Origin of the sequence: Bradyrhizobium sp. AZCC 1610, from assembly GCF_036924515.1 — a bacterium.
In the GTDB taxonomy this organism is placed as follows: Bacteria; Pseudomonadota; Alphaproteobacteria; order Rhizobiales; family Xanthobacteraceae; genus Bradyrhizobium.
Genome location: NZ_JAZHRR010000001.1, coordinates 3,619,459 through 3,633,463 on the forward strand (window position 1 = coordinate 3,619,459; position 14,005 = coordinate 3,633,463).

The following is a 14,005-nucleotide window of genomic DNA, read 5'->3' on the forward strand; positions in this document are numbered from 1 at the left end:
AAGTCTACTATGCGGTTGTCCAAGGTCGCCGCTTTGGCGCTTATCGCTGGAGCTGCAGGCTCAATGTCCGTATCTCCAGCGCTGGCCGCGCCTGACTGTCCAAAATTGGTAGAACTCGCGGATTGGGGCGAGAACTCGACCGGCGACATTAGCGTCGCGTCCGGGCAAAGTTGCCTATTTCCGATCACGATGCGTGGCACGGTAAGTAGCTCGAACATTTTACAAAAGCCGGCACACGGCAAGTTGAAAAAGCTCAACATAACTACTTACGAATACAAGGCGAAGGCGAGATATAAGGGAAGCGATACTTTTGCCATCAAGGCAACGGGTCAGGGACCGACGGCTTCTGGCACGTCGGTAATTACTGTGCACGCGACGATCAAATAGCGTTCCTCGCGTCCATTGCACGGCGGACGCGCGTTGCCGTCCCAACAAGTTATCTTACGGCAGCGACCCACGCAGGTCTGCAACACCCATATCCAAGGTGACTCGGCCACCGTTCTCGGGAGCGGTGTGCGTGCGGACCTCCCTGTGTTCGGACACAGTGGTCACTCGAACGACGATCGCGCCAAGCAAAAGCAGCGCGACCATAATCAGCCCAGTCCAGGCCGGAGTTGGATATAGATTGGACAAGCGCATCATTGCTGCACCCATGCGCATCGCCGCCAGCCCACTGCAACAGGCGTCGTTGATTCGTTAGGCGGTTTGGTGGCGTGGCGGTGGCGATCCGGCGTTCAATTGGAATGGGGCAGCCGCCAGGATTATGGAACAGGCCGCGTAGGCCATCGTGCATCTGGCAATGACGGAGTGGCGCGAGGGCGCTCGTTCGAGCTTACGACGCCCGCGCCGTCACGATCCAGACCGACGCCGGCAGCAGCACCGCATTGCCTTTTGCGAACGGTGTCAGTGCTTCGCGGATCGAATTGGCGGCGGCAACGCGCAGATGCTCCGGCTGGCCCTCCAGTGCGCGGCTGACGGGGCCGATTTCGAGCGCGCCCTGCACCGCGCCGTCGAGGCCGCGGCCAATCGCAGCATCGAGCGAGAGCGGACACGGCTCCATCTGGACTTCCTTGAAGCCCGCCGCATCGAGAATCCGGCGCACACGCGCCTCCGAGGCAAACGCAAACGGCCCGGGGTCTTCCGGCCCCTGCTGCGGCAGCTTCGGCACGTGCTTGTAGGCGGCCTGCAGCGGCGCCATGAAGAACGGATTTTCGCGCGGCTCGCGCCAGCAGGCGAACGCCAGCCGGCCCGAGGGCCGCAGCGCTTTCCGCATGTTGGCGAACGACAGCGCGGGGTCGGCGAAGAACATCACGCCGAACCGCGAGGCCAGCACATCGAAACCGGCCGGCTCGAACGGATAGACGGTCGCATCGGCCAGAACGAAATCGATCGAAAGGTCCTTTGGCGCGCTCTGCCGCGCCCGCTCCAGCATCGGGCCGGATACGTCGACGCCGAGCACATGGCCTGACGGCGCGACCTCTCGCGCGAATGCGATCGCCGTGGCGCCGCTGCCGCACCCGACATCGATGACGCGCTCGCCCGGCTTCAGCTTGGCCCGATCGATCACAAGGTCGGCGACAGGCTTGAGCAGCACGTCCTGCGCCGCCTGCCGCTCCGCCCAGCGCTGTCCGGCGGGACCGTTCCAGTAAGCGACCTGGTCGGCGTTTTGATCGTGGCCTTGGGAGACGTCCATGTGTGCGGATACTCTCAAACAGTCCGCCTTCGCTCTTCGAGCTTCGGCGCGACAGCCTTCGCGCTCACGCACTTGTGCTGGCTTGCCGAGCCGTAGCGCGTGAGCGCGAAGGCTGGTAGGCGGCGACGGATTCGAACCGCCGACCCTCTCGGTGTAAACGAGATGCTCTAACCAGCTGAGCTAGCCGCCCTTGAGCCGCCTGTTTAGCCCTGCGGCCCCCTTTGATGCAAGGGTTGGATACCTCGGGTGTCCGGTCGCACTAGTCGCCCGGCCGTCCCGGCAAGTCCCCGATATCGTTGATCCACGGCGCAGCCGAGCGGCACCAGATTTGCCGCGCCGGCTTGAGCTGATCGCGCTGGCGGATGCTGCCCCAGCGGATGCCCCAGTCGTCCGGCCCGCCGTCGCCGCTGGTGAACAGCGGGGAACCACAACCCTCGCAAAAATGCTGGAGGCGCGTGCGGCCGTTGTCGCCGGTCTTCGCGTAAATCTTCGCCGGCGCGCCCGTCATGCGGACCTGTTCTTCGGAGCAGATTACCGTCACCCGGTACGGTGAGCCCGTCAGGTTCTGGCAATCGGTGCAGTGACAGATCGATATTTTTTCGGGATCGATGTCGGCCCGATAGGTCACCCGTCCGCAATGGCATTGCCCGTCGATTTCCATCGCCATCAACGCCGCTTGCCAAATCGAAGTTTCGACCCGCGCAAAACAAAAACGGCGCCCGAAGGCGCCGTTTTATCATTTCGCAACAGACTGATCAGTGGTGACTGATCGGGCTCAGTGGGCCGTGAGGCCGCCGGCCGCTTCGTCCGAGGCATCCGGCTTGACCGGCACCTTGGTGTCCTCTTCCCAGACGATCGGCACCGGCGCACGGACCAGCGCCTTGGCGACGACATCATCCAGCCTTGCGACCGGGATGATGTCCATGCCGCCCTTGATCGCATCGGAAATCTCCGTGAGATCCTTGGCGTTGTCCTCGGGGATCAGCACCGTCTTGATGCCGCCGCGGGCGGCCGCCAACAGCTTCTCCTTCAGACCGCCGATCGGCAGCACGCGACCGCGCAACGTGATCTCGCCGGTCATGGCGACATCGTGCCGGACCGGGATGCCTGTCATGACCGAGATGATCGCGGTTGCCATCGCCACACCCGCCGACGGTCCGTCCTTCGGGGTTGCCCCCTCCGGCACGTGGACGTGGATGTCGCGCTTGTCGAACAGCGGCGGCTCGACGCCGTAGTTGATCGCCCGCGAGCGGACATAAGACGCCGCCGCCGAGATCGACTCCTTCATCACGTCGCGCAGATTGCCCGTGACCGTCATCTTGCCCTTGCCGGGCATCATGACGCCTTCGATCGTCAGCAGCTCGCCGCCGACATCGGTCCAGGCGAGGCCTGTGACGATACCGACCTGCGGTTCGCTCTCGATCTCGCCGTAGCGGTACTTCGGCACGCCGAGGAACTCTTCGAGAGTCTTCTCGGTGACCTTGACCGACTTCTTCTTGGAGATCATCAGCTCCTTCACCGCCTTGCGGGCGAGTGTGGAAAGCTCACGCTCCAAATTACGCACGCCCGCTTCGCGGGTATAGCGGCGGATCATCAGCAACAAGGCGTCATCGTCGATCGACCATTCCTTGGAATCGAGGCCATGCTTGGAGATGGCGTTCGGGATCAGGTGCTTGCGCGCGATCTCGACCTTCTCGTTCTCGGTGTAGCCGGCGATCCGGATGATCTCCATGCGGTCCATCAGGGGCCCGGGAATATTCAGCGTATTCGCGGTCGTGATGAACATGACATTCGACAGATCGTAGTCGACCTCCAGATAGTGGTCGTTGAAGGTCGCATTTTGCTCGGGGTCCAGCACCTCGAGCAGCGCCGACGACGGATCGCCGCGGAAATCGGCGCCCATCTTGTCGATCTCGTCCAGCAGGAACAGCGGATTCGAGGTCTTCGCCTTGCGCATCGACTGGATGACCTTGCCGGGCATCGAGCCGATATAGGTGCGGCGGTGACCGCGAATCTCGGCCTCGTCGCGCACGCCGCCGAGCGAGACGCGCACGAACTCGCGGCCGGTCGCCCTCGCGATCGACTTGCCGAGCGAGGTCTTGCCGACGCCGGGAGGTCCGACCAGGCACAGGATCGGTCCGGTCAGCTTGTTGGCGCGCGACTGCACCGCGAGATACTCGACGATGCGGTCCTTGACCTTCTCGAGCCCGTAATGGTCGTTGTCCAGCACGGCCTGCGCCGCCTCGAGGTCCTTCTTGACCTTGGACTTCTTGTTCCACGGGATCGACAGCAGCCAGTCGAGATAGTTGCGCACGACGGTTGCTTCCGCGGACATCGGCGACATCTGGCGCAGCTTCTTCAACTCGTGCTGCGCCTTCTCCCGCGCTTCCTTGGAAAGCTTGGTCTTGACAATCTTCTCTTCCAGATCGGCCAGCTCGTCGCGACCTTCGTCGTCGCCGAGCTCCTTCTGGATCGCCTTCATCTGCTCGTTCAGATAGTATTCGCGCTGGGTCTTCTCCATCTGGCGCTTGACGCGCGAGCGGATGCGCTTCTCGACCTGCAGCACCGAGATCTCGCTCTCCATCAGGCCCAGCACCTTCTCCAGGCGCTGCGTGACGGACAACGTCTCCAGGATACCCTGGCGATCGGCGATCTTGACGGCCAGATGCTGCGCGACCTGATCGCTCAGCTTGGCGAAGTCAGTGATCGCCTGAACCACGCCGACGACTTCGGCGGAGATCTTCTTGTTCAGCTTCACATAGCTTTCGAAGTCGGACACGACCGAACGCGCCAGGGCTTCGGCTTCGACCGAATTGGCGTCGGTGTCGGCAAGCGCAACCGCGGTCGCCTCGTAATATTCGCTGCGGTCGGAATATTTCTGCACGCGCGCGCGCTCAAGCCCTTCGACCAGCACCTTCACGGTGCCGTCGGGAAGCTTCAGGAGCTGCAGCACGCTGGCGAGGGTGCCGACCTCATAGATCGAATCCGGGCTTGGATCATCGTCAGACGCGTTCTTCTGCGTCGCGAGCAGGATCAGCGCGTCGTTCTTCATCACCTCTTCGAGGGCGCGGATCGATTTCTCGCGGCCGACGAACAGCGGCACGATCATGTGCGGAAAAACGACGATGTCGCGGAGCGGCAGCACCGGATACGAATGGCTTTCGCCGAGAACGATGGTTGGCCGGGTTTTTGGAGTCGTCATGGCCTATTCCTTTTGTTTTGCCCCCTTGCACGCAGTCCGCATCGCTTGCGCAACCGCCACAAGGCGCCGGGAGTTCCGGGTCACTCGGCCGCCTTCGCTGCCGCCTCTCGCCGGATGATTTTGCGACGAATCTCGAACGTGATTTCCGCCACCATAAACATAAGGTGGCTATCGGGTATGGGGGTGTCAAGTCACGGAAAATGACCGCAAATTGCGGGTCAGACGCGCGAAAAACGCTTACACTACAACGGCTGCCGGAAGGTCCGACAGCCGCGCTATTGGAAGTAGTGAGTTCTGGCGGCCTGACGGTATCAGGCGCTGGCGCTGCTTTCGACGGCCCGGTCCGAACGGTCCGCGTAGATGTAGAGCGGACGGGCGGTTCCCTCGACCACTTCGCGCGAGATCACGACCTCTTCGACGCCTTCCAGACCCGGCAGATCGAACATGGTCTCGAGCAGGATGCTTTCGAGGATCGAACGCAGGCCGCGCGCGCCGGTCTTGCGCTCGATCGCCCTGCGGGCGACTGCGCCAAGCGCCTCGTCGGCGAAGGTGAGCTCGATGTTCTCCATTTCGAACAGCCGCTGGTATTGTTTCACCAGCGCGTTCTTCGGATCGGTCAGGATCTTCTTCAGCGAGGCCTCGTCGAGATCCTCCAGCGTCGCGACCACAGGCAGACGGCCGACGAATTCCGGGATCAGGCCGTACTTCAGGAGGTCTTCCGGCTCGACGTGGCGGAAGATTTCACCGGTGCGGCGATCTTCGGGCGCCAGAACCTGGGCGGCGAAGCCGATCGAGGTCGAACGCCCGCGCGCGGAGATGATCTTCTCCAGCCCTGAGAAAGCGCCGCCGCAGATGAACAGGATGTTGGTGGTGTCGACCTGCAGGAACTCCTGCTGCGGATGCTTGCGGCCGCCCTGCGGAGGCACGGAGGCGACCGTGCCTTCCATGATCTTCAGCAGCGCCTGCTGCACGCCCTCACCCGACACGTCGCGGGTGATCGACGGATTGTCGGACTTGCGGCTGATCTTGTCGATTTCGTCGATATAGACGATGCCGCGCTGCGCGCGCTCGACATTGTAGTCGGCCGACTGCAACAGCTTCAGGATGATGTTCTCGACGTCCTCGCCGACATAGCCGGCTTCGGTCAGCGTCGTCGCATCCGCCATCGTGAACGGCACGTCGAGAATGCGCGCCAGCGTCTGCGCCAGCAGCGTCTTGCCCGAACCGGTCGGACCGATCAGCAGGATGTTCGACTTCGCAAGTTCGACGTCGTTGTGCTTGGTCTGGTGATTGAGCCGCTTGTAGTGGTTGTGAACGGCGACCGAGAGCACCTTCTTGGCATGGCTCTGGCCGATCACGTAATCGTCCAGCACCTTGCAGATTTCCTTCGGCGTCGGGATGCCGTCGCGCGACTTCACCAGCGAAGACTTGTTCTCCTCGCGGATGATGTCCATGCAGAGTTCGACGCACTCGTCGCAGATGAATACGGTAGGACCCGCGATGAGTTTGCGGACTTCGTGCTGGCTCTTTCCACAGAACGAGCAATACAGCGTGTTCTTGGAGTCGCTCGTGCCAACCTTACTCATTCCTGTCTCCGTCCGCCGTTCGATCCGTTACCCGATCGACCCATTCCGGCACTCACACCGGACCTCAAGGTAGATAGAGCAAATTCCGTACCAGAAAAGACCCTAACTCAAATACGCACCGTAACTCAAATACGCACCGTGCGAATCACAGTTTCTCGAATCCCCGCGACCTTAGCCCATCCCACACAGCCAACCATGCTGACACCCGACTATCAAGAATTCGCTAATCGGGGCCGCAATGGCTATCCGTGACAATACCGTGATTTGTGGCGTTCGCACGGGGAGAAGTTGACGAAATCGACCGAGCGTTGCGCAACTGCCACGCAGCAAAACCGGCACGAAAGCGGAACTTTCGCCCCATGCGGGGGCATAGGCACGCGGCTTTCGGCCACATTTGCCGATTCAACCAACCGTTAAGGTCAACGCGGGGTGTCGCTGTCCGTGACCTTACAGGGTTTTCGTCGGCGCCGCCTCCTCGGGACGCCTGTCGATCACCTTGTCGACGATGCCGAAGTCGCGAGCCATATCGGCGGTCAGGAATTTGTCGCGCTCGAGCGCGTCCTCGATCGCCTTGTAGGTTTGGCCGGTGTGCTTCACGTAGATTTCGTTGAGGCGCTTCTTGAGATTCAGGATCTCCTGCGCATGCAGCATGATGTCGGTGGCCTGGCCCTGGAAGCCGCCGGAAGGCTGGTGCACCATGATGCGCGAATTGGGCAGCGAGAAGCGCATGTCCTTTTCGCCGGCCGCGAGCAACAGCGAGCCCATCGAGGCCGCCTGCCCGGTGCACAGCGTCGATACCGGCGGACGGATGAATTGCATCGTGTCGTAGATCGCAAGCCCCGACGTCACCACGCCGCCCGGCGAGTTGATGTACATCGAGATTTCCTTCTTCGGATTTTCCGCCTCGAGGAACAGCAGCTGCGCGACGGTGAGCGTCGACATGCCGTCTTCGACCGGACCGGTCACGAAGATGATGCGCTCTTTCAAAAGCCGCGAGAAAATGTCGTAGGCGCGTTCGCCGCGGTTGGTCTGCTCGACCACCATGGGTACGAGGTTCATGTAGGTTTCAACGGGATCGCGCATTAGTCACCCAAGGGTTAAGCGGAGAATTGGCGGAGGCGAACATCCATCAGCAAAGGCCGCCAATCGAGGCTTGCCGCGCGCGGACGAACGTCCCGGTGATGCAGGACTTCAACACAGAGCCCAAAGATATGGGCCAATTTCCCGTCCACAAGGCCGGGCCATTACGAGCTGAATAAGAGAAGTTCAAGCTGATTCGCAGCCGATCTCATAGCGACGGATGCCGCCGCCCCGCCGCTACCGCCGTTCATCATTAATGCCTGCCTGACCAAATCGGTCAGGCAGCGCTCTTTTCGTCGTCTTCCTTGAACAGGTCCTCGCGCGAGACCTTCTTTTCGGTCACGGTGGCGAGTTCGAGGATGAAATCGACCACCTTGTCTTCATAAATCGGCGCACGAAGCTGGGCCAGCGCATTGGCATTGTTGCGATAGTAGTCCCAGACTTCCTTCTCGCGGCCGGGCATCGAACGTGCACGCTCGATCACCGCGCGGCTGACTTCGTCATCGGTCACGGTGATCTTGTTCTTCTCGCCGATCTCCGACAGCACGAGGCCGAGCCGGACCCTGCGGTCGGCGATCTTCTTGTACTCGTCCCTGGCCGCCTCTTCAGTGGTGTCCTCGTCGGCAAACGTTTTCCCTGAGGATTCCATCTCGGCCTTGATCGAGTTCCACATCAGGTTGAACTCTTCCTCGATCAGCGACGGCGGCGCCTCGAATTTGTGGCTGTCGTCGAGACGGTCGAGCAGCGCGCGCTTGACGCGCTGGCGCGTCGCACCGGCGAACTCGGCAACCAGACGTTCGCGCGCGGCTTCCTTCAGCTTGTCGAGCGATTCCAGGCCGAGCGTTTTTGCAAACTCGTCGTCGATCTTGGTCTCACCCGGGGCTTCGATCAGGGTTGCCGTGGTTTCGAACTCGGCTGGCTGGCCGGCGAGCTTCTCGCTGGCGTAATTCTTCGGGAACGACACTTTCAGCGTACGGGTTTCGCCCGCCCCAATGCCGACGAGCTGTTCCTCAAAACCCGGAATGAATTGCCCGGTGCCGATTACGACCTGAATGCCTTCGCCGGTGCCGCCCTCGAACGGCACGCCGTCGATGGAGCCCTTGAAGCTGATCGTAACGCGATCGCCGGTCTCGGCCTTGGCGCCCTCGGCCTTCGCCGCATAGGGACGATTCTGGTCGGCGATGCGCTTAATGGCCTCATCGACCTCGGCATCGGTCACCTCGACCACCGGCTTCTCCACCGAGAACGTCTTGAAATCGGCGAGCTGGATGGCCGGCACCACCTCGATCGCAACCGTGTAGGTCAGATCGGTCTTGCCGGCGAGCAGTTCCTCGACCTCTTTCTGCTCGGTCGGCATGGTGATCTTCGGCTCGGTCGCCAGACGGAAACCGCGGTCGGTGAAGATCTGCGTATTTGTGTCGCGGATGGTCTGGTCGATGGTCTCGGCCATCACCGAGCGGCCATACACCTTCTTCAGATGGCTTACCGGCACCTTGCCGGGACGGAAGCCGTTGAGCTTCACCTTGTCCTTGAGGTCGACCAGCTTGGCGCCCGCCTTGGCATCGAGATCCGATGCGGGAACGCTGACCTTGAACTCGTGCTTCAATCCCTCGGCGAGGGTTTCGGTGACCTGCATGGTGTCAATCTTCTTCCGCTTGCGCCGGGGCCAGACAGGCCCGGCAGTGTCAAATGTTCGAGGCGTAGCCTTGCAGCCTGCGCCGGTGGTTCGGCTGACCCTGGCTCCCCGACCGGGAAGCAGGCCCTCCAGTATTCGTCATGCAAACGCTTGGATAGAGCGCTTGGTGCGGGCGGAGGGACTCGAACCCCCACAACTTTCGTCACTGGAACCTAAATCCAGCGCGTCTACCAGTTCCGCCACGCCCGCGTGAAAAGCATCCATACCCGGCCGCGATGCCGCGGGCGGCGGGCTTATAACATGAGCCTACACCTCCGCAGCAAAAAAATGGCCCTTTTTGACAGCACCGGGGCAAGGCGTCACAGCTAGGATAGACACAACAAAAAATGGTCCGCACCGGTCCGATGGCAAGCCTTTCCGCGACGGTCAATCGACGCACCCTCTTGGCCGGGTTTGGCGCGGCCGCGCTGGCCCCGGTATGGCCGGTGGCAGGCCGGGCGCAAGGGCGACCGGCGCTGGCGCTCCAGGCCAAAGCCGATGCCCTCGCCTTGCGCGATGGCCCGCCCACGCCGCTCTGGTCGCTGCAAGGACCTGAACTCCGGTTCCAGCGCGGCGATACCGTGGAGATCGCGTTCGCCAATGAGCTGCCGGTGCCCGCGGTGCTGAACTGGCGGGGAATCGACGGCGTAGCTGCGGCCGAACCGCTGACTGCGCGCGCACCGCTCGCCGCGGGTGGCAAGCTGGCCCTGCAACTGCCGCTGCGCCATGCCGGGACCTTCCTGTGCGACATGAGCCTTCTCGGTGATGGGCAGGCGCTGCCGTCGCGGGCCCGGGCGCTGGTGGTCCGCGAAAGCGATACGATCGCAGTCGATCGCGACGAGGTGTTTCTGGTCGAGGATTGGCAGATCCTGCCCGACGGCACGGCGATCGTGCCCGGCGTCGAGCCGAAAGACGCTATGCCGGCCTATACGGTCAACGGCAAAACTTCATTCGATATCTCAGCCCGAACCAATGAACGGATCAGGCTCCGCTTTATCAGCGCTTGTCAACGGGCTGTTATCGCAACGAAAATAGAGAACTATGAGGTTCGCGTGATGGCCGTCGACGGCCAGCCCGCCGAACCCTTCCAGGCCCGCAACGGCGCGCTGGTGCTGGCGCCGGGCGGCCGGGCCGACGTCTTCATCGATGTAACAATGCCGGCAGGCACTTCCACCCCCATCCTCCTGCACGACGGCAAGGAGGCCCGACCGGTCGGCAAGATCATCGTCTCCGGCGAGCCACCGATCCGCCCGGCGCCGCTTCGGCCCGCCCCGCCGCTGCCCTCCAACGGCCTGCCCGAGCGGATCGAGCTAAAAGGCGCTACACGTGTCGATCTGGCGCTCGGCGGTCCCCAAGGCGACTGGGTTACGCCGGCCAACTTTGCCGCCACCACCGCCCCCGCCTTCCGCGTCAAGACGGGACGCACGGTAGTGCTGGCGCTCACCAACCGCGCCGCCACGGCCACCGTCTTCCACCTCCACGGCCATCACTTCCGGCTGCTGGACCGGCTCGACGATGGCTGGAAACCGTTCTGGCTGGATACGCTGGCGATCGAGCCCGGCCAGACCCAGCGCATCGCCTTCCTTGCCGAGCATCCGGGGCGCTACCTGATCGAATCCGTCGCCACCGACTGGGCGGCGCCGCGGCTGGTGCGGTGGTACGCTGTCGAGTGAGGAGCAAGCCATGACCAAACCGGTTCCCGCCATCCGCAGCGTCAAGGCGCGCGGTCTCGTCGTGCCGCTCGCGCGCCCCGTGAAGAACGCCTTTGGCGTGATCGATGTGGGGCCGCTGGTGCTGATCGATGTCGAGACCGATCAGGGCGTTACCGGCCGCTCCTACATTTTCGCCTATACTAGGATGACGGTGAAGCCGCTGGTCCATCTGGTCGAGGAGATTGGCCGCGAGCTCACCGGCCGGCCGGTCGCGCCGTACGATCTGATGGCGGCGATGGACGCCAAATTCCGCCTGCTCGGCTGGCAGGGCCTCGTCGGCATGGCGGTATCAGGCCTCGACATGGCCTATTGGGACGCCCTCGGGCAGTTGGCCGGCAAGCCGGTGGTTGAACTGCTCGGCGGTTCGCCAAAACCGATCAGGGCCTATGACAGCTATGGCGTGGTCGATCCCGCAGCCGACGAGAACGCGCTGCGCCGCTCGCTCGAACAGGGTTTTCGCGGCATCAAGATCAAGGTCGGCGACGGCGATGCCGGCAACGACGAACGGATGGTCAAGGGCGTGCGCGCCCTCATCGGTCCCGATGTTGCGCTGATGATCGACTTCAACCAGTCGCTCGATCCCGCGGAAGCGGCGCGCCGTATCGCCCGCCTCGAACCCTACGACCTGCACTGGATCGAAGAACCGGTGCCGCAGGAAAATCTGTCAGGACACGCAAAAGTGCGCGAGACCTCAGCCACGCCGATTCAGGCCGGCGAGAACTGGTGGTTCCCGCGCGGCTTTGCGGAGGCGATCGAAGCCGGCGCCAGCGACTTCATCATGCCCGATCTGATGAAGTGCGGCGGCGTCACCGGCTGGCTGCAGGTCGCAGCCCAAGCGGAAGCCGCCAACATTCCGATGTCGAGCCATCTGTTTGCGGAGGCCAGCGCCCATATGCTCGCGGTGACGCCAACCGCGCACTGGCTCGAATTCCTCGATTTTGCCAGCGTGATCCTCGCTTACCCGGCCAAGGTCGTCGATGGCACGGTGACCGCGCGAGGACCTGGGCTCGGGCTAGAATGGAACGAGACAGCGGTTGCGAAATATCTCGTCGGATAGGGCGTCGCCTCACAGGTGCGTCCAGAGATAGCGCACGTCCGGCTCCTTTTCTTCATTGCGGGCACCGTCGGTTTCCTCGATGAACGCGAAGCCCCGCGCTTCGTAAAAGCGTCGCGCCCTCACATTGCGCTGAAAAGTCCAGAGGTGCAGGCGCTCGGAAGCGCGTTTCGCGACATCGAGCAATTCGGTGCCGACGCCCCGCCCCTGCGCCTCCGGCAGTACATACAGTTGCTCGATCCAGTCGTCATGGAAGGCGATCATGCCCGTTATGACGTCGCGATCGAAAGTGCCCCAAAGCGTACAAGTCTTGAACATCCGCTCGCGATAAAACCACCGGTCTTCGTCATGCGTATGCATTCCGGCGAGCCAAGGCAGAGCGTGGTCGAAGGCGAGCCGGTGAACGCGCGCCGCGGCGTCCATATCATCGAGTTCGAGTTGCCTAATACTCAATCCCGAACTCGTCATAGAGCCGGCGGAACACCGCGGGCAGCACTTCGGGCAAATCTTCCGCAATCAGCCCCGGTCCCGCCTCGCGCGCGGCTTCGCCGTGCATCCAGACGCCGATGCAAGCGGCCTCGAACGCCGGCACGCCTTGCGCCAACATCCCGGCGATCATTCCCGCCAGCACGTCGCCCGCGCCCGCGGTAGCGAGCCAAGGCGGCGCGTTGGACGCAATGCTGGCGCGTCCGTCCGGTGACGCCACCACCGTATCCGGCCCCTTCAGCAGCACCACCGCGCCGCAGCGTTCGGCGGCGTCGCGCACCCGCTCCAGTTTGGAGCGGCCGGGGTGCTTGTTGCTGATGTCGCTGAACAGGCGCGGAAACTCGCCCTCATGTGGGGTGAGGACGACCTGCGGGTCCTCGGCAGCCTTGATCGATTCAAACAACCGCTCGGGCGCATCGGCAAAACTCGTCAGCGCGTCGGCGTCGAGCACGAGGCCGCGTTTCGCCGACAGCGCGGTATGGACAAGATCGCGGGTCCGCGGGCTGACGCCGGCACCCGGCCCGAGCACGACAGAACTGAGCCGCTTGTCATCCAGCATGTCGGCGAATTCGACCACGGTATCGACGGCGCGCACCATGACCGCCGTCAGCGCCGCGGCGTTAACCGCGAGCGCATCGCGCGGCGAGGCCACCGTCACGAGGCCAGCCCCTGCCCGCAACGCACCCCGCGCCGCGAGCCGCGCCGCGCCGGTCGACGCCAGTTCCCCCGACAGTACGACCGCGTGGCCGCGGGCATATTTGTGGCCGTCGATGTCAGGCACGGGAAAGGCTTTTTGCCAGCTTTGCGGAACGTTCTCCGACGTCTGCGGCCGGATCTCCTCGAGCACGAAGGGGTCGATGCCGATATCGGCGACGCGGACACGGCCGCAGTGCTTGCGCCCCGGCATCAACAGGTGCGCCGGCTTGCGGCGGAAGAAGGTCACGGTCTCCACGGCATTGATCGCAGCGCCCATCACCGCGCCCGAGGTGCCGTTGATGCCGCTCGGCAGGTCGACGGCGAGCACCGGCGCGCCATTGGCGTTGATCGCCTCGATCATCTCGATCGGGTCGCCCTTGACCGGACGATTGAGGCCTGCGCCGAACAGCGCATCGATGATCAGGGCCGGCTTGCCAATCGCCTGCGGGTTGAACGGCAGCACCGGATATTTCCAGCCACGAGCAGCGAGCGCGGCGTCGCCCTGCAGGCTGTCGCGCTCGCACAGCAGGATGACGGAAACCTCCCGGCCGCGCGCCGCCAGTTCGGCCGCCGCCACAAAACCGTCGCCGCCATTGTTGCCGCGGCCGGCGACCACCATGATCGGTCCTTCCCCGACGAGATCCATCGCGGCTTCGGCCACGGCTTGCCCTGCGCTCATCATCAGTGCGAAGCCGGGCGTGCCGGCGGTGATCGTCAACCGGTCGGCACGCTCCATCTCAGTCGTGGTCAAAACTTCCATGCCGAATCCTCGATCCGTCAGCCTTTTCCAGAGGCACATTCCGCCGTGTGCGCGGCTCGCT

The 14,005-nt window shown here is 63.2% G+C and carries 11 protein-coding genes and 2 tRNA genes; 3 read left to right on the plus strand and 10 right to left on the minus strand.

Features of this window, described 5'->3' with window-relative positions; translation table 11 throughout:
• The first annotated feature begins 9 nt into the window (after nt 1-9).
• On the plus strand, nt 10-387 hold the full coding sequence (locus V1279_RS17940; RefSeq protein WP_334438347.1) for a hypothetical protein: 378 nt from the start codon (nt 10-12) through the stop codon (nt 385-387).
• A gap of 445 nt (nt 388-832) precedes the next feature.
• Here the strand turns inward: V1279_RS17940 and V1279_RS17945 are convergent, their stop codons facing one another.
• From V1279_RS17945 to V1279_RS17980, 8 genes are all read right to left on the minus strand, one after another.
• Nucleotides 833-1,693: a class I SAM-dependent methyltransferase gene (locus V1279_RS17945; RefSeq protein WP_334438350.1), complete on the minus strand. Its 861-nt coding sequence runs from the start codon at nt 1,691-1,693 to the stop codon at nt 833-835.
• 113 nt (nt 1,694-1,806) lie between these two features.
• A tRNA-Val gene (locus V1279_RS17950) sits at nt 1,807-1,883 on the minus strand.
• Nucleotides 1,884-1,952: 69 nt separating this feature from the next.
• Complete coding sequence (locus V1279_RS17955) at nt 1,953-2,354, minus strand: GFA family protein (RefSeq protein WP_334446443.1); 402 nt, start codon at nt 2,352-2,354, stop codon at nt 1,953-1,955.
• A gap of 114 nt (nt 2,355-2,468) precedes the next feature.
• Nucleotides 2,469-4,895, minus strand: coding sequence for an endopeptidase La (gene lon / locus V1279_RS17960; RefSeq protein WP_334438353.1), 2,427 nt, complete (start codon nt 4,893-4,895; stop codon nt 2,469-2,471).
• Nucleotides 4,896-5,206: 311 nt separating this feature from the next.
• Nucleotides 5,207-6,481 (minus strand): ATP-dependent Clp protease ATP-binding subunit ClpX, encoded by a 1,275-nt coding sequence (clpX, locus tag V1279_RS17965; protein ID WP_044542438.1) that lies wholly within the window; start codon nt 6,479-6,481, stop codon nt 5,207-5,209.
• Nucleotides 6,482-6,928: 447 nt separating this feature from the next.
• On the minus strand, nt 6,929-7,564 hold the full coding sequence (locus tag V1279_RS17970) for an ATP-dependent Clp protease proteolytic subunit (RefSeq protein ID WP_334438356.1): 636 nt from the start codon (nt 7,562-7,564) through the stop codon (nt 6,929-6,931).
• A 274-nt stretch (nt 7,565-7,838) separates the two neighbouring features.
• Nucleotides 7,839-9,197: a trigger factor gene (gene tig / locus V1279_RS17975; RefSeq protein ID WP_334438359.1), complete on the minus strand. Its 1,359-nt coding sequence runs from the start codon at nt 9,195-9,197 to the stop codon at nt 7,839-7,841.
• A 164-nt stretch (nt 9,198-9,361) separates the two neighbouring features.
• Nucleotides 9,362-9,446, minus strand: a tRNA-Leu gene (locus tag V1279_RS17980).
• Between the two features lie 137 nt (nt 9,447-9,583).
• Between V1279_RS17980 and V1279_RS17985 the strand changes: the two genes are divergently transcribed.
• Together V1279_RS17985 and V1279_RS17990 are read left to right on the plus strand one after the other, a co-directional pair.
• Nucleotides 9,584-10,909: a multicopper oxidase family protein gene (locus V1279_RS17985; RefSeq protein WP_334438361.1), complete on the plus strand. Its 1,326-nt coding sequence runs from the start codon at nt 9,584-9,586 to the stop codon at nt 10,907-10,909.
• 10 nt (nt 10,910-10,919) lie between these two features.
• Entirely contained in the window at nt 10,920-12,005 is a 1,086-nt protein-coding gene (locus tag V1279_RS17990; protein WP_334438364.1) for an enolase C-terminal domain-like protein, read from the plus strand.
• Between the two features lie 9 nt (nt 12,006-12,014).
• On the opposite strand, the gene V1279_RS17995 is transcribed toward V1279_RS17990, so the two are convergent.
• Nucleotides 12,015-12,425, minus strand: a complete 411-nt coding sequence (locus V1279_RS17995; protein WP_334446445.1) for a GNAT family N-acetyltransferase — start codon at nt 12,423-12,425, stop codon at nt 12,015-12,017.
• Nucleotides 12,426-12,444: 19 nt separating this feature from the next.
• Complete coding sequence (locus V1279_RS18000; protein WP_334438367.1) at nt 12,445-13,944, minus strand: NAD(P)H-hydrate dehydratase; 1,500 nt, start codon at nt 13,942-13,944, stop codon at nt 12,445-12,447.
• Between the last annotated feature and the right edge of the window lie 61 nt (nt 13,945-14,005).

Bases quoted from the DNA above. Each gene is read 5' to 3' on its own strand.
- tig (WP_334438359.1), bottom strand. From the start codon at position 9,197: ATGCAGGTCACCGAAACCCTCGCCGAGGGATTGAAGCACGAGTTCAAG.
- V1279_RS17945 (WP_334438350.1), bottom strand. From the start codon at position 1,693: ATGGACGTCTCCCAAGGCCACGATCAAAACGCCGACCAGGTCGCTTAC.
- V1279_RS17940 (WP_334438347.1), top strand. From the start codon at position 10: ATGCGGTTGTCCAAGGTCGCCGCTTTGGCGCTTATCGCTGGAGCTGCA.
- clpX (WP_044542438.1), bottom strand. From the start codon at position 6,481: ATGAGTAAGGTTGGCACGAGCGACTCCAAGAACACGCTGTATTGCTCG.
- V1279_RS17995 (WP_334446445.1), bottom strand. From the start codon at position 12,425: ATGGACGCCGCGGCGCGCGTTCACCGGCTCGCCTTCGACCACGCTCTG.
- V1279_RS17990 (WP_334438364.1), top strand. From the start codon at position 10,920: ATGACCAAACCGGTTCCCGCCATCCGCAGCGTCAAGGCGCGCGGTCTC.
- lon (WP_334438353.1), bottom strand. From the start codon at position 4,895: ATGACGACTCCAAAAACCCGGCCAACCATCGTTCTCGGCGAAAGCCAT.
- V1279_RS17985 (WP_334438361.1), top strand. From the start codon at position 9,584: ATGGTCCGCACCGGTCCGATGGCAAGCCTTTCCGCGACGGTCAATCGA.
- V1279_RS17955 (WP_334446443.1), bottom strand. From the start codon at position 2,354: ATGGAAATCGACGGGCAATGCCATTGCGGACGGGTGACCTATCGGGCC.
- V1279_RS18000 (WP_334438367.1), bottom strand. From the start codon at position 13,944: ATGGAAGTTTTGACCACGACTGAGATGGAGCGTGCCGACCGGTTGACG.
- V1279_RS17970 (WP_334438356.1), bottom strand. From the start codon at position 7,564: ATGCGCGATCCCGTTGAAACCTACATGAACCTCGTACCCATGGTGGTC.